General features: G+C 41.4%; 20 protein-coding genes. 6 read left to right on the top strand and 14 right to left on the bottom strand.

Features of this window, described 5'->3' with window-relative positions; all coding sequences use genetic code 11:
- Window positions 1-6 precede the first annotated feature (6 nt).
- From ACE1CC_RS25175 to ACE1CC_RS25160, 4 genes are all read right to left on the bottom strand, one after another.
- On the bottom strand, window positions 7-270 hold the full coding sequence (locus ACE1CC_RS25175) for a UPF0175 family protein (RefSeq protein ID WP_413273182.1): 264 nt from the start codon (window positions 268-270) through the stop codon (window positions 7-9).
- A 99-nt stretch (window positions 271-369) separates the two neighbouring features.
- The gene (locus ACE1CC_RS25170; RefSeq protein WP_413273181.1) at window positions 370-555 is read right to left on the bottom strand and encodes a hypothetical protein; all 186 of its coding nucleotides are present in this window, start codon (window positions 553-555) and stop codon (window positions 370-372) included.
- Between the two features lie 109 nt (window positions 556-664).
- Window positions 665-1570 (bottom strand): hypothetical protein, encoded by a 906-nt coding sequence (locus tag ACE1CC_RS25165; RefSeq protein WP_413273180.1) that lies wholly within the window; start codon window positions 1568-1570, stop codon window positions 665-667.
- A gap of 15 nt (window positions 1571-1585) precedes the next feature.
- Window positions 1586-2206: a TetR/AcrR family transcriptional regulator gene (locus tag ACE1CC_RS25160; protein ID WP_413273179.1), complete on the bottom strand. Its 621-nt coding sequence runs from the start codon at window positions 2204-2206 to the stop codon at window positions 1586-1588.
- A gap of 529 nt (window positions 2207-2735) precedes the next feature.
- Here ACE1CC_RS25160 and ACE1CC_RS25155 point away from each other — a divergent pair.
- Together ACE1CC_RS25155 and ACE1CC_RS25150 are read left to right on the top strand one after the other, a co-directional pair.
- Window positions 2736-4265 carry a M16 family metallopeptidase gene (locus ACE1CC_RS25155; RefSeq protein WP_459563918.1) on the top strand — a complete coding sequence of 510 codons (1530 nt, stop codon included), beginning with the start codon at window positions 2736-2738 and terminating at the stop codon, window positions 4263-4265.
- Between the two features lie 2 nt (window positions 4266-4267).
- The gene (locus tag ACE1CC_RS25150; protein ID WP_413273177.1) at window positions 4268-5842 is read left to right on the top strand and encodes a M16 family metallopeptidase; all 1575 of its coding nucleotides are present in this window, start codon (window positions 4268-4270) and stop codon (window positions 5840-5842) included.
- Window positions 5843-5926: 84 nt separating this feature from the next.
- Here the strand turns inward: ACE1CC_RS25150 and ACE1CC_RS25145 are convergent, their stop codons facing one another.
- The 9 genes from ACE1CC_RS25145 to gifA form a co-directional block, all read right to left on the bottom strand.
- The gene (locus ACE1CC_RS25145) at window positions 5927-6838 is read right to left on the bottom strand and encodes an RpnC/YadD family protein (RefSeq protein ID WP_413273176.1); all 912 of its coding nucleotides are present in this window, start codon (window positions 6836-6838) and stop codon (window positions 5927-5929) included.
- Between the two features lie 109 nt (window positions 6839-6947).
- Window positions 6948-9356 (bottom strand): GH116 family glycosyl hydrolase, encoded by a 2409-nt coding sequence (locus tag ACE1CC_RS25140; RefSeq protein ID WP_413273175.1) that lies wholly within the window; start codon window positions 9354-9356, stop codon window positions 6948-6950.
- A 178-nt stretch (window positions 9357-9534) separates the two neighbouring features.
- Complete coding sequence (locus ACE1CC_RS25135) at window positions 9535-11847, bottom strand: GumC family protein (RefSeq protein ID WP_413273174.1); 2313 nt, start codon at window positions 11845-11847, stop codon at window positions 9535-9537.
- A 120-nt stretch (window positions 11848-11967) separates the two neighbouring features.
- The gene (locus ACE1CC_RS25130; RefSeq protein ID WP_413273173.1) at window positions 11968-14160 is read right to left on the bottom strand and encodes a polysaccharide biosynthesis/export family protein; all 2193 of its coding nucleotides are present in this window, start codon (window positions 14158-14160) and stop codon (window positions 11968-11970) included.
- A gap of 688 nt (window positions 14161-14848) precedes the next feature.
- On the bottom strand, window positions 14849-15463 hold the full coding sequence (locus ACE1CC_RS25125) for a pentapeptide repeat-containing protein (protein ID WP_413273172.1): 615 nt from the start codon (window positions 15461-15463) through the stop codon (window positions 14849-14851).
- A 73-nt stretch (window positions 15464-15536) separates the two neighbouring features.
- On the bottom strand, window positions 15537-16163 hold the full coding sequence (locus tag ACE1CC_RS25120; protein WP_413273171.1) for a hypothetical protein: 627 nt from the start codon (window positions 16161-16163) through the stop codon (window positions 15537-15539).
- Between the two features lie 75 nt (window positions 16164-16238).
- On the bottom strand, window positions 16239-17024 hold the full coding sequence (locus ACE1CC_RS25115; protein ID WP_413273170.1) for a pentapeptide repeat-containing protein: 786 nt from the start codon (window positions 17022-17024) through the stop codon (window positions 16239-16241).
- Window positions 17005-17448 carry a hypothetical protein gene (locus ACE1CC_RS25110; protein WP_413273169.1) on the bottom strand — a complete coding sequence of 148 codons (444 nt, stop codon included), beginning with the start codon at window positions 17446-17448 and terminating at the stop codon, window positions 17005-17007. The genes ACE1CC_RS25115 and ACE1CC_RS25110 overlap by 20 nt, the downstream gene beginning before the upstream one ends.
- Before the next feature lie 197 nt (window positions 17449-17645).
- The gene (gifA, locus tag ACE1CC_RS25105; RefSeq protein WP_413273168.1) at window positions 17646-17843 is read right to left on the bottom strand and encodes a glutamine synthetase inactivation factor IF7A; all 198 of its coding nucleotides are present in this window, start codon (window positions 17841-17843) and stop codon (window positions 17646-17648) included.
- Between the two features lie 244 nt (window positions 17844-18087).
- On the opposite strand from gifA, the gene ACE1CC_RS25100 reads away from it, so the two are divergent.
- Both ACE1CC_RS25100 and ACE1CC_RS25095 read left to right on the top strand, forming a co-directional pair.
- On the top strand, window positions 18088-18465 hold the full coding sequence (locus ACE1CC_RS25100; protein ID WP_413273167.1) for a histidine kinase: 378 nt from the start codon (window positions 18088-18090) through the stop codon (window positions 18463-18465).
- Between the two features lie 173 nt (window positions 18466-18638).
- Complete coding sequence (locus ACE1CC_RS25095; protein WP_413273166.1) at window positions 18639-19544, top strand: calcium-binding protein; 906 nt, start codon at window positions 18639-18641, stop codon at window positions 19542-19544.
- Between the two features lie 105 nt (window positions 19545-19649).
- Here the strand turns inward: ACE1CC_RS25095 and ctpA are convergent, their stop codons facing one another.
- On the bottom strand, window positions 19650-20885 hold the full coding sequence (ctpA, locus tag ACE1CC_RS25090; RefSeq protein ID WP_413273165.1) for a carboxyl-terminal processing protease CtpA: 1236 nt from the start codon (window positions 20883-20885) through the stop codon (window positions 19650-19652).
- Window positions 20886-21023: 138 nt separating this feature from the next.
- On the opposite strand from ctpA, the gene ACE1CC_RS25085 reads away from it, so the two are divergent.
- Window positions 21024-22553 carry an ATP-dependent DNA helicase gene (locus ACE1CC_RS25085; protein ID WP_413273164.1) on the top strand — a complete coding sequence of 510 codons (1530 nt, stop codon included), beginning with the start codon at window positions 21024-21026 and terminating at the stop codon, window positions 22551-22553.
- A gap of 98 nt (window positions 22554-22651) precedes the next feature.
- The gene (locus tag ACE1CC_RS25080) at window positions 22652-22864 is read left to right on the top strand and encodes a DUF2839 domain-containing protein (RefSeq protein WP_413273163.1); all 213 of its coding nucleotides are present in this window, start codon (window positions 22652-22654) and stop codon (window positions 22862-22864) included.
- Window positions 22865-23102: the final 238 nt, after the last annotated feature.

Below are 23102 nucleotides of genomic sequence, written 5' to 3'. Positions count from 1 at the left end.
AAATGTTCACCCCTGCTCAAGCTGTTGAAGCGTTTGCAGGTCTTGCTGGAAGTCAATAATGCTGTAATGAAGATAAGCTCTATGTTGTTTGAGGAAAGCATCGACTTCAAAACGGTTGAGGTTAAGAATACGTCCGACTTCAGCACTGGTCAAGTTTTGTGCTTTGTAAGCTTCCACAACTAGGATTTCTAGGATACGTTGGGAGAAGTTCTCTAAATCAGGTTTGAGTTTTTGGATGTATTCATCTGGAATATCAATGGTGATTTGCATCGGTAAGTTTTGGAATATGGCTTTGTTTACGAGTCTAACATTGGAGAATGAAAATACTTTACGCTGTCTTACGTAAGTCCTAAATCAACCAGTCACACTTCACCAGGTTTCGGATTCATCAATTAAATCTAACACTTCTTGTTCTACAATTTTCGATCGCACCAAATCCAACCCACCTTCATCTGCTAATTCAATAACCTCCTTTATGTATTGCCGTACTTGTTGGGCAATTTCAGGTTGCCATTGACGCAGTTTCAGATCAAGTTCTTGAATTAAAACATCCATTACAGATTTTGATTTCCTTAAATACCCAGTTATATTTTAACTGAGTTCATCAATCTAGAAACCCGATTTCTTCAAGAAACCGAGTTTCTTTTTGTTCAAATAACAAAACCTAATTAAACCTAGATAACAATTCTTCACGGGATAACTGCAACAACAAAGCAGTTGAATCTGCGGGCGGTAAAGCTAACAAAGGCTCAATAATTCCCCTTAGTTCATCATCCAACTCTCCAAATTTCGCACACAACAAATTTTCCACAAAAATTCGTTGTCCTTGCTCAATACCTTGCTCGATACCTTGCTCGATACCTTGCTGAGTAGCTTCAGCCAAACGTTGCTCATAAAGTGGTGACAACTGCATAATTAAATCCTGCTCCTCCGGCTCTAAATTTTGGCTTACTTCTAATATAGTCTTGAGGTTACTTAATAACTCCAACACCACAACCCGCAAAGGATCATTTTCGGGAATTTTTGCCAAATCATCAATAGCTTCTTGCTGCACTCTCCCCTTACCTAAAAGGCGTAACCAAAGAGTTTCTTGAGTTTTCGGTAATTGATGAATTACCACAATACCCGCTTTCCAATGTGCTGGGAAAAAATAAACTCCGCTGCCCCAGTTTTCTACGTCAAGTGTAGCGCCAAAACCCGATAAAAGAGCCTCTGATGCTGTAGGAGAAATTATCCAAAGAAAAGGTAAATCTGTCTCTTCAATACGAGTATTATTTCGCCTTGCTTGACGTTCCAAAAAAGCAAAAACATCAAACAATTTGCCCATACAGCTACGAACATCACCCAAATTAATCGCATTCCGGTAAGGTTCAAAAATCGCCGCAGTAGCCGCCAAGCGTCCTAATAATCCCAACTGGGTAGCAGGTGCAACCTCCGTCTTTGGGGCAAACCAAACATCGATTTCTCGCACTTCACCCGCAATATTACGACTTGTTTCCACCTCTCCTAAAGGTGATAACAATTCTTTCAGATAATCTTTGGCAAATTGGTCATAAGGAAAAACAGTCATTCGATTAGATTAAAATTAACCTTTTGCTAAAACTCCATTTAAGAAAATGTCGGCTATACCTTCTGCCATTTCTTTCATTTCTTGGGGTGAAGCTTGGGGTTCCATTATTGTATTGTGGCTGAAACCTGCGATCGCAAACATTCCCACAAATACCTGTGCCACAATTCGCGGATTCATCTGGCGATAAATTCCCTTTTCCATCGCTGTTTCAAAGAAAGCTTCTGCTACATCTGTCATTTTATCAATTACTTCCGATTGGACGCGATTTCGCAAATCTTCATGAAACTGCGCTTCCATAAAACAAACTCGCATTAAATCACCATTTTTATGGAAATTTAACATCCTGCGCCGCATCACTTGCCCTACAGCTTCATAACTTCCCATCTCACTTAATTCTGTCAGCAAATCCGTGAGAATTTCCACCCAACCTTGAGTCGCCACTTCTATTAAAATCGCCTTCTTACTGGGAAAATGCCTAAACACTGTTCCTTCAGCAACTCCAGCTGCCGTAGCCAAATCGCGAGTCGTTGTGCCATCATATCCCTGACGAGCAAATAACTTTTGTGCCGCCTTAATGATTCGGTTGCGCGTCGCATCTTCTGACTGAGGCTGAGGATTTTTGTGCAAAATTCCCATAGTTAGTAATTTGTGTATCTTAACTGAAGTGAAAACTGATTAAATATGGCTGAGTTCGATCTTCAGCAGGGAGATTTCCCTGTTGGAAGTAAACTGTCGAGAAGTATTAGCATTTGCCACAGCTATAATTACCTCATACTAACCTGTTATGACCCAGGTTGCCTCTATTTCCCTAATCTGATTTTGCAGATGCAAAACCAAGGTTGGCTCAGTAATTGCAGCTATTAGGATAAGATAATCTTTAAGGATAAACAGGAGCGATCGCACAAAACTTTACTTTTTTTTATGAAAAAACATCTTAACTCCCTCTATCTTGCTGAAAAATTATGCTAACTATAAATTTGTGAAATCAATCAAAAGGTGATTTTCTGATTTTTAGTTTTAAATTTTGAATTGCTGATGTTGTTACTGACACACAAAATCAGCATAATTACTAAATAGTCACCAAAAAAACATCCGTAGGGAAGCAATTATCAAGCCAGCATCCCCACGTATTTGATCTGGGAAAACAATGTCTCTATCCTCTTTTATGCTAAGGCTCATATCCTTTCTATGCGCTGTAATGCTATGGTGTGGAATAACACCAGGAATCGCCCTGGCTCTTACTCAAAACCCAGGAACAGCTGATTCAATTGGGCCATATCTAGATCGAGTCATGCAGCGCATCACCGAGTTTAAACTAGATAATGGCATGAAATTTATAGTCTTGGAAAGAAACCAGGCACCAGTAGTTTCCTTCTTAACTTATGCTGATGTCGGTGGTGCAAATGAACCAGAAGGTAAAACTGGTGTGGCACACTTTTTAGAACATTTAGCTTTTAAAGGTACCACACGCATTGGCACTAAAGATTACCAAGCAGAAAAACCTATCTTGGATAAATTAGATAGTTTATGGCAACAAATTCAATCAGCTAAAGCCGCAGGTAAACAACAAGAAGTTACCCAATTACAAGCAGAATTTCAGAAAGTTGAAGCTCAAGCAGCTGAACTTGTTAAACAAAACGAACTAGGTCAAATTGTCGAAAGATCTGGCGGTGTCGGTTTAAATGCTACTACTTCTACCGATGCTACTCGCTATTTCTATAGTTTCCCGGCTAACAAACTAGAATTGTGGATGTCTTTGGAATCGGAAAGATTTTTAGAACCCGTGTTTCGCGAGTTTTTTAAAGAAAAAGAAGTCATCTTGGAAGAACGCAGAATGCGGGTAGAAAATTCCCCCGTTGGCATGATGATTGAAGCTTTTATTGACAAAGCTTACAAAGTTCATCCTTATCGCCGTCCGGTGATTGGTTACGATCGAGATTTGCTGAATTTAACTAGGGAAGATGTTCAGCAATTTTTCGATACTTACTATGTTCCTGGCAATTTAACATTGGCAGTGGTTGGTGATGTTAAAGCAGCAGAAGTAAAGCGACTCGCTGAAATTTATTTTGGTCGCTATCCAGCTAAACCCACACCAAAAGATGATTTACCAGCTGAACCGAAACAAACGGAAACTAGGGAAGTAACTCTGCGTTTACCTACCCAACCTTGGTACTTAGAAGGTTATCATCAACCAGCAATTAATCATCCTGATTATGTGGTGTATCAATTAATTGGTAGTTTGCTGAGTGATGGGCGTACCTCTCGTTTGTATAAGTCTTTGGTGGAACAGCAAAGAATTGCTTTGACGGCTCAAGGTTTTAGTGGTTTTCCAGGTGATAAATATCCATCAATGATGTTGTTTTATGCTTTAACAGCACCCGGTCATACTGTTGATGAAGTCGCCAAAGCTTTGCAAGCAGAAATTAGTAAATTGAAAATTGAGCCAGTTTCGGCAATGGAATTGGAGAGGGTAAAAACTCAAGCTAGAGCAGGGTTATTGCGATCGCTAGATTCTAATTCCGGTATGGCTTCTTTGTTAGTAGAATATGAAGTGAAAACAGGTAGTTGGGAAAATTTGTTTAAGGAATTGGAAGCTATCGAAGCTGTGACTCCGGCTGATATTCAACGAGTAGCTAACGCAACTTTTGTCCCAGAAAATCGTACTATTGGTCGTCTGCTACCGAAGGAGAGTTAAAAATGATTGAACCGCAGAGACGCAGAGGACACAGAGGGAATTTTTCCATGTCACGAAAAGGTTTTAAAGATAAAAGACGGAGAGGTTTTTCTTTGTTGAGCATACGTTATAAATGGCTTGTGGGAATTTTTTCCTTAGTGGTTACTTTGGGTTTTTTAGTTTTTAATTTTGACTTTTCGGTAGCAGCAACTACAGCGAAACATTACACAGAATTGAAATTTCCGCCCTTGCCAGAAATTCAGATTCCTAGTTACACCCGCTTTCAATTAAATAATGGCATGATCGTGTATCTGATGGAAGATCGCGAACTACCTTTGGTTAGCGGATCTGCTGTAATTCGGACTGGCGATCGCTGGGAACCCGCTGATAAAATTGGTTTAGCTGGAATCACTGGCGCAGTAATGCGAAGTGGGGGAACAAAAACACATCCACCCGATGAATTAAATCAATTGTTAGAGCAACGTGCTGCTTCTGTAGAAAGTTCGATCGGGGAAGTTTCTGGTAGTGCTAGCTTTAACAGTTTAACTAAAGATTTGCCGGAAGTTTTTAGTTTGTTTGCAGAAGTTCTCCGGGAACCAGCTTTTCCCCAAGACAAAATAGAATTGGCAAAAACTCAAGTTAAAGGCGATATTGCTAGGCGTAATGATGACCCAGATTCGATCGCAGGTCGGGAATTTCAAAAACTCATGTACGGGGAACAAAGCCCTTACGCCCGTACAGTAGAATACGCCACAATTAACAATATTTCTCGTGAAGATTTGCTGAATTTCTATCAAAAATACTACTATCCCAACAACATAATTTTAGGCGTTGTGGGAGATTTTGATAGTAAAACAATGCGTCAACTGATTGAAAGCAAGTTTGGTGATTGGCAAAAGAATAATCAGCTAAAAGTTCCTCCATTACCAGAAGTTTCTCAAGCAAAAACCGGAGGAATTTTCATGGTTAATCAACCCCAAATGACCCAAAGTTACGTGCAAATGGGACATTTAGGAGGTTTACTTAATAATCCTGATTATCCGGCGCTAGATGTGATGAGTGGGGTTTTGGATGGTTTTGGTGGGAGATTGTTTAACCAAGTGCGATCGCGCCAAGGTTTAGCTTACAGTGTTTATGGTTCTTGGAGCGCCCGCTTTGATTACCCAGGTGTCTTTGTCGCAGGCGGACAAACTCGTTCCGACGCTACCGTACCCTTCATTAAATCAATCCTCGCAGAAATTAAGCGCATCCAAACCGAACCAGTCACCCCAGAAGAACTCGCCCTCGCCAAAGATTCGGTGTTAAACTCCTTCGTGTTTAACTTCCAAAAACCAGCCCAAACACTCTCCCGGTTAATTCGCTACGAGTATTACGGCTACCCCCCCGACTTCCTCTTCCGCTACCAGCGCAACATAGAAGCAACCACCGCAGCTGATGTCCAGCGTGTCGCCCAAAAATACCTCCAACCAGAAAAGTTAGCCACTTTAGTAGTTGGAAATGCTTCTGCAATTCAACCTCCACTAACAACTTTAGCCGCAGAAGTTACCAACGTAGATATCACAATTCCACCCCCGACAACTGCTGCATCAAAACGATAAATTCGCAAAAAATCAAAAATTTTGGGAGAGGAGTTAAGGCTTTATCTCCCAATTTTTTTGATTTTCTAAGTTGCATAAATAGTGTCAACTCCTAAACCTATCTAACAACTCATCTCGCGATAATTCTATCAGCAATCGGGTAAATTCTTCTGGTGGTAATTCTAACAAAGGTTCGATAATTGACCTCATTTCCTCATCCAAAACACCAAAGCGAACGCGCAGCATATTTTCTACAACCAAGCGTTCGCCTTGCTGAATTCCTCTTTCAATACCTTGTTCTAAGCCTGATTGTACAGCTGCATCCAACCTTTCTAAATAAAGTGGCGATAATTCCATAATTAACTCCCTATCTTCTGAATCTAAATTTTGATTAGCTTCTAAGGTAACGCGCAGGCTATATAATAACTCTAGCGCATTAATTCGTAAGGGATTATCTTCTGCTAGTGCAACTAGTTCATTAATTGCTTGGGTTTGTGTTCTTCCCTTACCAAGAATTCTTAACCATAGTGTTTCTGCTGTGGGGGGTAACTGGTGGATGGCTACGATCGCAGTTTTAAAATACTCAGGAATAAAATAAATTCCTGGTAGCCAGTTTTCTAGATCGGGAATTGCTCGACAGCCATCTAATAAAAGTGGTGAGGCGGTGGGAGTAAGAATCCATAAGTTTGGTAATTCACTGTCATTGATGCGACTATTTGACCGTTTTGCTTGACGTTCTAAATCCGCATAAACATCAAATAACTTACTCATGCAACTGCGAACTTGGCTAGCAGTAACTGCATTGCGAAATGGTTCAAAAATAGCTGGTTTTGTAGCAAATCTTCCTAATAATCCCAAGGTTTCCGATGCTGTATTTAATGTTGATGACGGGGTAAACCATACATCAATTTCTCTCACTTCTCCAGCAACATTGCGGCTGGTTTCTACTTGTCCTAAAGGGGTTAATAATTCTTTTAAGTACTCTTTAGCAAATTGGTCGTGTGGAAACCTAGTCATGATATTTAAATTTTAAAAATTCTGATTATATCTTCGGGATTTTCAGATTAGATTAAGATATCTAAAAAACCTGGTTTTGTCGTTAAATTGCTATAGTCTTTGTTGCGAGTTACATAACTCCATAAATCGCCCAAATTGCCATCCCACGTAAATAATAACTAGCCCGAAAAGTACCAGCAGCAGTAATAGCTTCTGGGGTACGAAATTGCAAACCATTTTGGTAAATCTGCTGAACTACTGCTTCAGTAATTTGCCATGCTTCCTGCTGCATTCCCATTTGCCACATAAAAGCAGATACACCAAAGTTAATTCCTGTCCAAATTTCTAAAGGATGGGTAGCTTTGGGGTTTTCTGGCGAACCATCAGGTTTAACACCATTAGCAGCGCCAAGTGGTGAATTAGGAAATTGCTTGCTTGCTTGTAAATTATTGAATTTTACGAAACAGGAATCATAAACTTTTTTCAGCGCACTAATAACACATTCTTCGGGTACAATATCGGGTAATCCTAATAACCGACAATAAAACTGACCGCATAATTGATCTGTCATAACTACATCGGAATTACTTTCACTATCTAAACGATAATATTCACCATTCCACAATTTTTCTTGGTATACTTTTTGAGCTTGTTGATACCAACTCTCATAAATAAGCTTTTGTTCCTCCCAACTCTTCTCTGCGTCCTCTGCGCCTCTGCGGTTTTGAATTAAGATATCACAAATGGCGATCGCACTTTGCAAAGCCGCCAACCACAACCCACCACAATAAGCACTCACACCCTGCAACCGCCAATCATCAAAAGTTTGATCCGGCGCACCAGAATTTTCCGGTATCCCATCCCCATCTAAATCAAAAGTTTTCAAATAAGCCAATGTATTAACAATACTGGGAAAACTTTCCTCTAAAAACTCAATATCCTTCCTTCCAGTAAACACAAAATAACGATAAACTTGCAACACAAAATCGCAGGGTAAATCCTTCCACAAATTGCAATCTTGATAACTAGTGTAATTAGTTTTCTCCCAAGGATGCTCATTAGGTGCGCCTAAATCATGGGGAGTTGCATCAGCAATTTTCCGCACAGCTGACGCTTGATTATAACCAATAATTCGCTCTTTATCATCAAAAGTTGGAATTGCCCTAGAGTATGCTTCTAATACTGCTTTATCCAGTTTAGGCCACAGCATGACGATCGGAAAAGAACCATAAAGCCTCACATCTAAACTTTCATACCAACGATAATCAATACATTCTAAAATGCCAAATTGACCGATCGGATCGGTTTCCGAAGCAGCAGTCCAAAGAGTTCCCCCACTAGTCAAATTATACAACTCATTAAACAACGCCATTTTAAACCAATTAGGCAAATCTTCCCGTGATAAAATTCGTTCTTGCCAATCAACAATTCTCTCTTTCCAAGTGTCGTAATGCTTCAAAGCAGTGCGAATCATCGACCAAGAATTCTTGCCATTTCTTCCATAAAAATCTGTGTAACGCCGATAATAAGTTACCTCATCAGCAAATTCCGTAATCGGAAAATCCCAAGCTAAAATAAAGGGAATTTGGCGCGTTTTTCCTGGTCTAACTGTTAGCCTAATTGCCATTGCTATGCCAATTTGTTCTCCGGGATCTGCGGGTATTTCATTTTCTATATCTGGCAAAGAACCATCTTGAGCGAAATTTTGCCAAATATCATTGCCATCGCCAGCGGGATTCCAACGGGTGTGGTGAAAAACTTCTAAACTGGGATTAGCGAGAGTTGCGATCGCCCATTGTCCCTCTTCCTCTCGCACATCCTCACCCAATCTTACCCGATCCAACAAACAACCAACCCGATATTGTTCCTCAATCCATTGATTAAAATTACCAGTACTATCGCCTATCCTTGGTTGATAATCATAAACCGGACTACCATCATCTCGCACCCGCACTTCTTTAGTTTTGAAATAATTAGTAAACCAACCGACAATATTTTGCCAAGTTATCATAATACTAACAGTAATTGGCTGGTCGGTAGGATTATGAATACTCCAATTAAAAATTGCGATCGGATAAGAACTTTCCTGATAATTCCCCGCCCAAATTGGTGAAAACTGCTCGCAAATCAACTGCGATTTTAATACATTTTCATAAACAAACCAACTGCGCGGATAAAGCGCATGATAAGTCCCGGAATTATTTTCTGGATACCAATTCCAAGCTGACAAACTCCCATCTTCCGGCGGTTTTGTACACAAAGTATATGCTTTTCCCGGTTCATTTCCTACCTGTTCAAACACACTAAATTGACAAGCCGGAATATTTTGAAAAGTGTGTTCTCCCGCATCCAAATGCCAAAGGTTAAAATCTCCTCGTGAAGAACGACCAATACAACCCGCACCAAAACCACCTAACGGCGCACCATGCCAAGGGCCATCATCTAAATTACTAGAATAGCGTACTTTGTAGTAATTTTCCCAACCCAAACCGATCGCACGTTGCCAAGTATAAGGAGGGATTTTTAATTCGTCGGTCATTGGTTATTTGTCATTGGTCATTGGTCATTTGTTATTTGTTATAGCATGGTTTTTAGCCCAAAATCGTTTAATTTCTGGGATTTTCCCAAACATGAGATTGTGCGTCATCTGCCATTAGTTAGTTGTCAATTCTAATTTTTCATATTTGCACAAATGACCAATGACAAATGACCCATAACTATCGATCGATCGCAACTTGCCCAGAGCCTCTTTGATTCACAGGAGATTGGTTATAGTAGCGATTGTAAGAATCATGCCAACGAGTAGTATAACTCTTCACACCATTAGCAACTAAACCCAAAATTGGCGTTCCAGAAATTTTCAACGTATCTAATGCTTGCATTAACGGATAACGATCGGCTTTTCCTAGTCCCACAACTAAAATTACCCCATCAGTAGGAGTTGCCAAAATACTAGCATCTGCAAAACCAACTAAAGGCGGAGTGTCATAAATAACTAAGTCGAAAGCTGACTGAAAATCAGCCATCAAAGTCTGCATTTTTTCTGAAGATAACAAACGAGTCGGGTCAGGGGGAATTTGTCCCGCCGTCAGAACAAATAAATTTTCTTCCTCCGAGTAATTCTGAACTACCTCATGAAAATCTAAATCTTCAGAAGAAATTAAATTAGTTAATCCCTGCATATTAGGCAAACCTAATCTTTTGTGAATTTGGGGACGGCGTAAATCAGCATCTACTAATAACACCCGTTGTCCCATTGCTGCTGCTGCTTGCGCCAAATGCAAAGATATTACTGTTTTACCTTCTGCGGGAGTCGATGAACTAATTACTAAACTTCGGATTGGCATATCCGTAGTCAGCAGACGGATATTAGTATAAAGAGATCGGAAAGATTCCACAAATTGAGAAGCTTTATACCGAGAATGGCCTCTAGTATTTTCAGTAGCTAATGCCAATTCTGAGTGTGGTAATAATAAACCATCCGCCTCAGAATTGTCCCCCGGAGCGACTTTTTTCAACCCCTTACTAAAGGGAATTACCCCTAACAAAGGCATTCCAGTTTGGTTTTTCAAATCTTCCGCAGAATGGAATACATTATCGAGCATTTCCACTAACCAAGCTGCGCCAGCACCTAAGAGCAACCCAGCAATTACGCCCAACATTATATTACGATATTTGTCAGGAGAAATTGGGTAACTTTGATTAGGAGCATCAATTAATTGCCAAGGAGTCGCCTTTTGCGCCGCTTCAATTTCTAGGTTTTCTCTAGTAGATAAAAACCTCAATAAGCTTTCCGTTGTCACCTTTAATTCTCGCTGCAAATCTGTATATTCACGAGCGCGAATTGGCATTTGTTTGAATTCTTGTACTAGGAGTTCTTCAGCGCGTTTTAAGGCTTGATTCCGCACTTCTAAAACTTTAATTTGATTTGTCGCATCCACAAATTGCTGAGTTAAAGATAGTCGGATTGAGTTTTGATTGCTGAGCCTTTGCGTATTGACTGTATTAGGAGAAAGAGTATTACCGATAACTTTTTGGCTTTCTTGAGCAATCAAAGGTAACAGCTTTTGTCTTTTTTCCTTGAGTGTAGTAAGCATGGGACTATCTTCTGTGAATCTCACAGATTCTGTCGCCAGTTTTGTTTCTACTTCTTGCAATTCAGAGAGTAATTTTTGATATCGGGGAGCTTCACTCAAAGCCGATGCTACGATCGCTTCATTGGGCTGTAATCCTAACTGTCCTTGCAACAAAGTATAAAGCGATCGCAACTCGTTTAACTTAGTATTTGCTTCCACTTGTTGTGCTTCAATTCCCGAAATTCTATTTCCTAATTCTTGCGCCTTTTGTTCGGGATCGATAAAATTATACTCTTGCCTAAACTTCTGTAATCTTGCTTGTAGCGCATTTACCCGTTCTTGCAAATTTGGTAACTGTTGTTTAACAAAATCAATTCCTTGGCGCACATCACTTTGGCGCTGTTGCTGACTATAATCCAAGTAACCATCAGCAATAATTTGTAGAATTCTCTCTGCTCTTTTCGGATCGCTATCTTTATAACGCACCTCAATAATTTTGGTTTGTCCCAAACGGTTAATCATTAAACTGGATACCAAAGAACCATAGTTAATCTCTGGATATTCAGCCTTTATTTTCTTAACAATACCATCCATTACGCTTGGACTGCGTAACACTTCTGTTTGGGTATCATAATCTAAAATAGAATATACAATTGCACCGAAATTTTGCGCCACCTTAGTTTCGGCTGTAATTGGTTCCACCAAAACGCGAAACTTCCCTTCATAAACAGGTGGTGTATTCCAAGCCCTTGTTCCCATAAGTGCTGACACAGCGATCGCCACACTAGCCACAACCAAAGCGCGACGACGTAAAATTCCTAAAACCTGCCTTAAATCTAACTTATTTGCCTCTTCTTCATGTACCTGCTCAGGATAAATATAAGGCAAAGAATGAGGATTTTTCCCATTAATATTGTTCGAGTATATCGGTTGAGCGTATGGCTTAATTTTCATTTCTTCATTGCCTCCTTTATCAGTAAACTTAAGTCAATTATCCTGAGAATTTCCCACCTGAACCACCAACTACCGACCCGAAAAAATTGCACATCCTTAACTCTAAAATATCAACTCCTCCTACAGACCATCAAAAATACGGATTAAGTTAAAGATCGAGAAGAAATTACTAATTGGATCTAACCAAATTCGCAACCCATCCGTGACTTGTGCTGCAAAAGAGCGATTCACCACAATAACGTCATTATCCCGAAGAATCGGATTTTCGTTCTCATTGATCCCTCTGGAAAAATTAATCGTAATATTTCGTTTAGTCACTGTACCATTGGGATTCAAGCGGAGCAATTCCACATAAGAACTGCGGGCGCGAGTTGGATTAAAACCTCCGGCTGCTAACAACGCTTGATTTAAAGAAGTATTAGTTGGTACTTGTAAAACCCCGCTCCGGACAACTTCTCCCACCACATTCACCCTGATAGTAGCTGGAGAGAGACTGCTCGATGCAATTTGTGGCGCTTCTGAGGGATCGACATTCTGCGCCGTAGGGACAAAAATTGTATCTCCTTGTTGCAGGATTAAATCTTGAGAGCGATCGCCCGACTGCAACAATTGCCAGAAATTTGATACTAAAATTTGTTGTGTCCCCAACCTAGTACTACGGCGAATTTCAATCCGGCGAACATCCGCTAAAGGCGTAATACCCCCCGCCTGTTGAATCGCTTGAGACAATGTAGGTAATCCCGCAAAAGAAGGTAACGCCCCCGGAACGCCCTGTGCAGGTCTAAACGGTTGAATCAGATAAGTTCCAGGACGTGATACCTCACCCACCACAGCTACGTTCAAAGGTTGGGAAGGATCGGCAGCAATACTAGAAGAAACAATCTCTAAAGATTGGGCTACTGGTAGAGGTGCAGTTGCAGTGGGAACAACGATCGAATCTCCTTCTTGCAAAAAGATATCCTGACGGCGATCGCCACCCTGCAACAACTGTTGTAAATTTATAGTAATTGTCTGGATAGTGCCATCACGAGTAATCCGGCGCAACTGCACGTTAGTAATATCAGCAGTTTGGTTAATTCCCCCAGCAGCTTGCAGCGCCCGTGACAAAGTTGGCGGCGAACCTGTTTGTGTTGGTTGTACACTGTAAGGGCCAGGACGAGTCACTTCCCCCACCACAACTATATTAATCGGCTGATTTTGGGTTGGTGCCAGAGTACTATTGGTAATTTGGAAACTTCGATCGGGGCTAATACTTGGCGAAGTGGGAATCACGATCGTATCACCCTGTTGTAATACCAAATCCTGACGGCGATCGCCACCCTGCAAAACTTGATTCAAATTTACCCCAATAATCTGTTCTCTACCCCCTCTAGTAAAGCGACGCAGCTGCACCCGATTCAAATCCGCCGCTTGCGTCACACCCCCAGCCACTTGAATCGCCCGTGATATAGTTGGGAAAGCTCCTGTTTGGTCTGGTTGAACGATCACCGGACCCGGACGAATCACTTCTCCGGCAACTAAAATATTCAAAGGTACATTTTGTACCGGAGCAATATTAGATCTAACGATATCCTGCGCCGCTGTTAAATTAATACTCGTTGCCGTGGGAATAAATAAACTGTCTCCATCCCGCAAAGTGATATCTTCGCAGAGTTCGCCTCTTGTCACCAATCCGAAAACATCTAAATTAATTGTTCCCAAACCCGGTCTGAGCAATCTCACTTGACGCAAATTTGCTGACTGCGTAATTCCCCCGGCTAAAGTTATGGCTTGTGATAATGTTGGAAATTGAAAACCTGCGCCACCAGCGCCACCCGCAGCAGCTAGAGGAATAATATAAGAACCACTACGATTTACTTCTCCGGCGATCGCTACTTGTACAGGTCTAGGTGCTACTAAATTAACAGTTACGATCGGTCTTCGCAAAAATCGCGCATACCGTGAAGAAATTAAATTAGACGCTTGTTCCAACGTCAAACCTTGAACTGACACAGTTCCAATCAGCGCCAAGTTAACTGTCCCATTCACCAAAACCTGATATTCTCGACTATATTCGGGAACATTGAAGATATCTAGAGCAATGCGATCGCCCGCACCCAAAGTATAAGCTGGTTCCGGCCCAAAACGACCGCTACCTGGACGGCAATTAGTCACCGTTCCCGCTGGTGCTTGTGCCCACCCCACTTGGGGAACTGTTAACACCAGCATTGACAAAGCAATTACCAAACTTTTCTGGTTAATCAACGACAGTTTAACACTTCTGATGTGTTTTGCTCCGGGGCTGTTCGTTTGGGAAAGCGATTTTTTCAACATTACTTTAACAGTGTCACTAAAAATTTTGCAGAGGTTGTCAGTAATAGATAGTCAAATCAAGTTCGCCAGTTCCTCACCAGCAGAATTACAAGTGTCCAAAACTTAGAAATCACCTGAGAGAAAGCAACTTCTCTAACTTTTGTAACTTTTTTCTTCCCTATGGGATTTAATACATAATTTTGGCGCATTTGTCAAAAAAAATATAACTAGTCTTCAACCGTTCCCCGGTCAAACCAGATTATAGCCCATCAACATATTGCCGTAACTTTTGCTCAAGTTCCTTTAAATAGAACCATTCCCAGAATGCTAAACTTCTTTACAGACATACACATCCCCGATCGGACTTTCCCTACCATAGTTCCTGACAAACTGACGGAACTAGCACCCTAATACCTCTTGATATACTGCCACATTTACAGCAAAGTAGTCTAATTTTGCCGCAAATATCCAAATAATTTAATGTATGGTTAATTGTTCCTGCTGGCGATCGTACTCCCAAAAAGCAATAAAACTCTCCCAAAATTCCTCTGCATTCATCTGCCGTTAAAAATCTAAGCTGGGGACTTTGGCAAGAAGACTAGTAAATTTTATCTTATAAATTAACCTACAGCTTTGCTCCCACTTTACCACCTAATTTCCCGCAGCAATTTAAACAAAGCTGATTAAAAAACCAGAATATCTAAATATTTTAAGCCCGTCTTAAAAGTTTAGCTTCCTCACCCGGAGAATCTTCAAAAATTGCTCCACGTTCAATTAAATCACGCTTCATTGCCGCAGAAATTCCTAAATTATTCCTGAATCTAGCGTTTTCTACTTTAGCGCCACTTAAGTCCGCACCTATTAAATTAGCTTTAACTAATCTGGCACCATTCAAGTTGGCAAATTCGAGATCGGCATTACTTAAATCGGCATTACTTAAATCTCGACCTGCGGCTCCTTGATTAATAATTTCCCAAACTAAACGCCACTTACTATCAAGTTTTGTCTTTTCGTTAATTTTGGCACGGCTCAGGTTGGCACCGCTCAGATTGGCACGGCTCAGGTTGGCATCCCTCAAGTTGGCACCGCTCAGATTGGCACGGCTCAGGTTGGCATCGCTCAGATTGGCACGGCTCAAGTTGGCATCGCTCAGGTTGGCACGGCTCAGGTTGGCACGGCTCAGGTTGGCATCGCCCAGGTATGCACCGCTCAGGTCGGCATCGCTCAGGTCGGCATCGCTCAGGTTGGCATCGCTCAGGTATGCACGGCTCAGGTTGGCTCCAGCAAAGTCTTCTTTAACATTCAAATCTGCAATTTTCGCCAACTGTAAAAAGTCATTTGTTTTTGCATCAATAACTTGTTGAATTAAGTCTTGAAGTTCTTAGAGAGAGTCTTCATTAGCCATATTGCAACTCCATCCGACTGAGATAGGGCTGAAACTTTGACTTTAGCAAATATTGTTCTATTAGTCTTTTTGTAATGCTCTGCTTATTCACATCAATAAGATCAATATTTTCTGCATATAATCCCTCAATATCAATTAAATGTACATCTCGTAATAAAACCTCAAAAGTTGCTTCCACAGAACAAGGCTGTTTTACCAAATTCAAAGTTCCCAATCTTTCACTTTCAATAGAACCTTTCAAAACCGCAGCAAAATTTTTTAATCTAAACACCCATGCAGGAGTTGTCATCGAACCATTTGTCGTTATCTCACACAGAGGAACAGGAAAATTTTTTATTTCTCCTGTTTCACTCTCGACAGACAGTTCTAATAATCCAGTCAAATTTCGACTTTCTTCAGGAATATCACCATTTTCCAGCCTGAGTTTCAACTCCCCACCTTTTAAACCAAACTTAATCCGACCGTTAAGAAACGGTTCCCACTGTTCATTAAATATAATTGTTAAATGCAGGTCTTTCTGTTTAGCTTGAACCAGAATATCTTCCAATTTCATGTATAAACAATTCGGACATCTGTTTTCCGGCTCTGGCTGAGGCATTTTCCCAGGTAGCTGTTGCATCGTCAAGCTAAAAAGGTTTATCTAACAACTAACCTATCACAAAGCTAAAATCCCACTCTGCCATTTAGAAAAAAGTTATACTTTCACCGCGTTAGATATATCCTGCGGAAAAATTGCCCCTCGCTTTTCTAAGTCAGATTTGTCCGCCTCAGAAATCCCCGCATTTTTACCAAATACAGCTTTTTCCACCTTAGCACTTGCTAAATTAGCACCACTCAAATCAGCACCTTCTAAATAAGCATTACTCAAATCAGCATTAATCAAATCAGCACCGCTTAAATTAGCATTTCTGAAATCAGCATGACTCAAGTCAGCATCCATCAACAAAGCGTTGCTTAAATTGCAGTAATTTAATTCAGCACGGCTAAGTTTAGCTTGAATTAATTTGGCATTACTTAAGTTGGCAAAACTCAAATCAGCACGACTCAAATCAGCATGACTCAAGTCAGCATCGCTGAGGTTAAAACGCCTCATATTACAACCAACAGCTTTCGCCCCAAAGCAATTCGCTCCCACCAAATCTTCAGCCGGATTGAAACCTGCTATTTTCACTAATTCAGCTAAATTTTCTGTATCTGCTTCTAAAAGTTGTTTACTTTCAGTCGCAAATTGATCCGAGGCACTGTTGTTATCAGAGGGAACAGTTTTCGGATTTGTCAATCTTTTTTGTTCACTCCAAGCAACAAAAGCAATTCCTCCAACCACACTTAAAGCAACAGTAAAAGCTGGCGGTTTTCCTCCAGTAACTAACAGCATTAATAAGAAACCAGCCCCAACTTGAACTGTTTGCTTAATTAACGAACTAAAACCCGCTTTAGCTTCTTCATAAAGACTGATTTCTTTATGGTTGATTCGAGCCATGTCCACCACCTCCTTGACCTTTTCTTAAGTCTCGCAAATCTACCCAAAATCTGCCAATAATGCGCCCTGCTAAAACAATCCAAAGTAGAAAATCAGAAGTTACTATAATGAAGCAAGCATATCTTGTTGGCCCCCAAGCACTTTCTTGCAGACAAACAAGAAAATCAGAAAAGCTTTTACCAATAATCCATTGACCAATTAAACCGGGAACTTGTAAAAGTATACTGAGTGCGATCGCATCCTGAACCGATAAATAAACCGTTCTCCACAAATCCCCCAACAAAGCTTTACCCACCAAATCCAAAGGTTCCCCAATATTCATTAAAATCACTTCTGTTCGCCTACCCAAAGCAGTCTTCTGTTGAACCCTTTGAGGTGGCGGTGTGGGATTAGGATTAGGTTGAGGACTTGGCAGCTGTGTCATTAAATAATTTGCTATTGCAGACTTAACCTAAATAGCATTTTAATTCCTCCAAGACTTAGCCTGAAAAAAACTACTAAAAATTTAAAGGCGTTCTCTTCTTTCAAGAACGCCTCAGTAATATGGCAATTGTTAACAGAACGACTGAATCAGTAACTTAATATCTTAAAGGAATGGCAAAATTGTCAGAATTAAATTTTCTAGCTTAAAGAAGCATCACTGCGATCGTAAGTCGCCCGGAAAGAAGGTTCCGTTTTCCCTTGAGTATGTACCCAATTATCTACATCCACAGACAGACCCATTTCCGCAGCCGCACGACCTAGCATAGATTGCTGGCGATTTTTAATCAAGTGGTGGTGACGCATCATCAAAGACCGAGCTTGTTCTTGTGCAGACATGACCTTTTCTCCTGGTTCAACTTGTTCGTTATACCTTCACTATTTAAGATAACAGAAAATTCTGTAACTTAAGCTACAAAATATTGGATTTTTACAAAAATTTACAAAAATCTTTGGGATCATTTAACCAAAAATCCCTGATCCCCTAGTTCTTTTCATCCTCAGAGGCAATCTGTAAAATCCCTCTATCCCTGAGATATCGAAGGGCGTTACCCTAAATTGGGAAACCCCTGATTTGAAGAAAATGGTTACATCTTGTCACATAGTTGTTGAAGGCAATCCCGTAGTCGTCTACGCCAGCAGAAATGGCGCACCTAACAGAGTCTTACCGATCCTCGAACCATTCTTAGAAAAATTTTGGCAAGAGAGAGAAACCTGTGGCGAGTACGGTGATACCCCAGAATGTTTAGTAGCTCAAATAGTCGTCAGATTTGGCTATGAAATTTGCGAAGACGATTTTTCCAACCTCCGAGTTGGAGTAAACTACGCCCCAGAGGTTGAATACATCTATTTCATTCGGATGAATCGCCAAATTAACACTTTGATTCCCAGTGATGAGTATCGCAGCAATCCCAATTTGGGTATCAAAGCCTGTCGCGAATTTGCTACAGAAAGCTGTTAAACATAATTAAACTAGAAAGGCAAATCTCCAACTAAATGTTGCGTTTTGCCTTTCGTTCTCCCGATGATTAATTTTGATTAGTCTGCTGGCATAAAAAGCAAAATATAACTAAAAGATTAGCTCACACTATTATTGATTTAGAGCTCGATCCACTTCATAGAGGGGAATTAAAAATGGTAGCCATCCCGCCATTTTTTGTGCTAACAGACAATGCAGATAATTTTCCGATCGAAGCAGGGTTGCTAGATACCTTACCTGGAGGTCTACTAGCCTTAGCTGGAAACGATACAATCACAGGATCGGACCTAGCAGACATTGTTCAAGGCAACCAAGGAGACGATCGCTTAATCTTAGGAAAAGGCGACGACACCATCTTTGGCGGCGCAGGAAACGATACCATAGCCGGAGAACAAGGCAAAGACTTCATTTCCGGCGATGTGGGAAATGACATAATCTACGGCGGCAGTCTCAACAACCAAGTTCCAGATTTAGCCGACACAATCTACGGTGGAGAAGGTAACGACAGCATCTTTGGACAGGAAGGAAACGACTTCCTCAACGGTAATCAAGGCAACGACTATCTAACAGGAGGCGCAGGAAACGACAGCATTCGTGGCGGCAAAGGTGCAGATATCCTTTTTGGTCAACAAGGTTCAGATACCCTGATTGGAGACCTTGGTCAAGATGCCTTGTCTGGAGGTGTTGCAGAAACAGGCACAACAGACGTTGACGTATTTGTTCTCCAAGGAAATAACACAGTCAACGACCTATTCCAAGCAGATATAATCTTAGATTTCTCCCCAGGGGACAAAATTGGTATTACAAATCTTCAAGGAGGAGTTTCAGCGTTAGTGTTACAACAATTCCCTTCCGTTTCTGTTGCTGAGTTTGTCAGCCGATTATCACCTGAACTACGAGCAGCACAACAATCCGGTCTAATCAACTTCAACGACGTAGCCTCTGGCGGTGTCATTCAGGGTACAGCAATTGCACTAACTAACAACGGCCCTTTTTTAGGTATTGTCCTAAATCAAGGCGTTGTTCAAGTCAATGCCGCTTTAATTACTACTGAAGCTTAGTAAGGAGCAGGGGAGCAGTTTTGAGTTTCTCGTAAGGAGAGTTTTGAGTTTTGAGTTAATTAATTTCCCAAGAGTCCCAAAAGTCCCAAGAGTCCCCAGTCCCCTTTAACCTGCATTTGCCACAACGGAAGGAGTCGTCAATATCTCGAAAGCAGTTTTATATTGTTGATCTACTTCTGTGGCAATTTGGTCAAAAGCAGTTGGTTCCCAACTAATTACGCGATCGGGAGTAATTCCCAACTTATTAATGTCATGATGATTAGGCGTTTCGTATTTGGCGACAGTTACCGCTAAACCGGAACCATCAGACAAGTCAAACAGTGATTGAATTAAACCTTTACCAAAAGTTTTTTCACCGATAATTTGGGCGCGTTGATTGTCTTGTAAAGCACCTGCGAGAATTTCACTGGCACTAGCCGTACCACGATTTACTAACACTACTAAAGGATCGTTCGTCAGAGCTACATTTGTGGCTTCAAAGCTACCAATTATGCCTTGACGATTAACTGTGTAAACAATGGTGCCTCGATCCAACCAGAGACGGGCGATTTCAATTCCTGCTTGCAATAATCCACCGGGATTATTCCGCAAATCCAGAATATAGGCATCTGCACCAAGTTTTTCCAACTTAGAGATCGCATGAGCTACTTCTGCTACTGCGTTACCATTAAATTGGTTCAGCCGAATGTAGCCTACAGGGACACTTTCTGGTGATGAACGCAATTCAGCAATTACAGGATTAAGGGCAATGCGATCGCGCACTAGTGTAAATTCTTGGGCCCCTTCCTGTTGCCGTCCCACACTCAGAACGACTTGACTACCCCTGGGGCCACGCATCAGGGCCGCAGCTTCGTCTAAACTAAACTGAGTAGTGGAAACGCCATCGATTTTTAGAATCCGATCCCCTGGCTTAATTCCAGCTTTTTCGGCTGGCGATCCCACAATGGGCGTTACTACCAGCAAATTCCCCGTTTCTTCATCCACAGCAATCTGTAACCCAACTCCTGTGAGTTCCCCAGAAGTAGATACCTGTAAATTCCGGTATTGGCTAGGTTGAAGATGTCGCGTAAAAGGATCGTCTAAACTAGCTAACATCTTGCCAATTACGGAGTAAGTCTCCTCTCGGTTCTTGGTGCGTTGCTTCATCGCGTTTTGCCGCACTAACCACCAATTTTGATGGTTAAACGTCTCATCCACGTAGGATTGATTGACAATGCGCCATACCTCTGCTATTAACTTTTGGTTTTCGGTATCAGCCTTAGCAGACGGAACCCACCAACCTAATCCCAAAATAACTGAGAGAATCAGTAAAAGAACAATTCGCAAAAAACGGTTTTTCATAGGCAGGAATTTTAAACAATATTTTACAAAAATCTCGCGAGAAAACCCACAGGTAGAAAAAGACTCTTGGGACTCTTGGGACTCTTGGGACTCTTGTGATCACTCAAAAAACGAAGCTAAGAACTCAAAACTATTGACATGATTGAGGTTGAAGTCCATAACTCACTGCGAGCATTCCTCAGAGAGTGCAAAGAGACATACTGGCCCCACCATTTAACTATGGCTAGACTGGTGGCACGCGCCTTACGATTGGAAAGAAGTGCTTTGATTCAAGTGGGGGCACCCACTTCGGCAAATGTCCGCTATCGGCTAAGTTACCTAGCACCTGCTTTAATGTGGTCAGGGCCAGTAATTGTCGTGGCGACGGAAGCAACACAGCAGCGACTCCTGAAAGTGGAAATTCCCCAATTACAAGGTTGGCTGACTACGGAAAAAGAAATTTTTGTCGGTGATGCTCTCCCCGATCCTAATTTTGCTGGGTTGTTAATTACTTCACCTTCATCTTGGTTGCGCGATCGCCTGACAACTAAAACACAATTTGCTCATGGTATCCCCACCATCCTCGATGGTGTAGATGACCTGGAAACTTGGACGCGCCAACAGTTAACCGCTACCATTACTCCTAGCGATTGGGAAGAGTTGATCCAAGCTTTCCCCCACCGCATTGAGGCAATCCGAGATGCTAAGGTGTCACTAACTAAGGAAATTTTCCAGCATCCCGCTAATCCCTACGAATGCTATTTGCTGGAAACCACAGAAAAACAGGTTTTAAGTCATCTATTTGCGGTTTTAAGTCTAGACCAGGAAGATTCTGCCACATTTTCCGCCCTGCCAGCTAACTGGCAAATATTTTGGCAAACATTTACTACCCTTGGGCAAATGTATTGGGCGCAAATCGCCCGGACTCAAGGTTTGTTTACGATTTACTGTGGTCCGATCGAAGTTTCTTCCACACTCAAATCTGTTTGGTCAGAGCAACCTGTAGTTTTAATTGGTGGCGCTTTGGAGTTGGAAGCCCTTGCACCTATCTATCGTCAGCAGTTAGGACTAGGAGATTTAACTTGCTTGAAGTTTTCTTTGGATCGTCAAAGTGAGTTAATTCAGCTTTATGTGCCAGATAGTTTTCCGCTGCCGAATACACCCCAGTTTCAAGCGGCGTTATTACAAGAAATTCGCAGATTGTTGGTTGTTAGTGCGGTTGTGGAAGGATTGACAACACTTTTGGTTAGTGATGTCCCACTAAAAGCTCAAGTTGGCGCGGAAATTGCCGCTGAGTTTGGTTCGCGGGTGCAGGTGGAAAAAACTTGTTTGGATGACAATGGGATTTTAGTTACTGGCTGGGAATTTTGGCTGGAACACCAAGATGTTTTACCCGCACCTCACCTGTTATTGATTGCCACTTTACCAATTCCTTCTTTGGAAAATCCTTTGGTGGCTGGTCGGGTGGCGTATTATAAGCAACAGCATCAAGATTGGTTTCGGTTATATTTGTTGCCAGAAGCTTTGAATATTTTGCAACGAGCGATCGCACCTGTTCGCACCACTCAAGGTGTAGTCGCTTTACTCGATAGCCGCACCATTCACCGCAGCTATGGTCAACAAGTACTCACCGCTTTGGGCCCTTTCGCCCGCATTAACTACCTAGACCCTAACTTATTTTCTTTTTGAAAGTTAGGTATAATAAAAGTTTTGTCAAGCACAAAGCTTGTCAAAGACGATAAAGGTTATCATTAAGCCAAAGGTTAGCTCTCGCGGAGTGAGCAGTTATGGGTGAAGCAAAAAGACGTAAAGAAACACTTGGAGAACAATACGGCAAAGAATCCTCTATAGCTCCCTGGTTCCCATTTACTAAATCGCAAGCACAACAATTTGTCAAGTGGACAAATCGGGGCTCATGGATCGGGATCGGTGTTTTGGTTGTTTGTTGGGTGAGCGTGCGATTCATTGGCCCAGCTTTGGGTTGGTGGCAAGTTAACTAAAATCTCACAGGCGTTCCGACTCTTAGATCTCAAGCAAGTGTTATAGACAACAAACAAAGTTAAGTTTTCTTGACATCGGAGATCAAATTATCTCCCAAGAATGAACTATATCTGAAGTGAAAGCGTCTAGCATGACTGTGACTCATCTGGGAATGTCGTTCCTGATACGACCCAAAAATAATCGTTCAGTTAACTTAAAAGCAAACCTATATGTTGTTTAGTAGGAAAGTTGTTGTAA

This window comes from Floridaenema aerugineum BLCC-F46 (assembly GCF_041929345.1).
Classification (GTDB): Bacteria; Cyanobacteriota; Cyanobacteriia; order Cyanobacteriales; family Aerosakkonemataceae; genus Floridanema; species Floridanema aerugineum.
The sequence above is the reverse complement of the archived record's forward strand: the minus strand, read 5'-3'. Positions and strand labels throughout refer to the sequence as shown.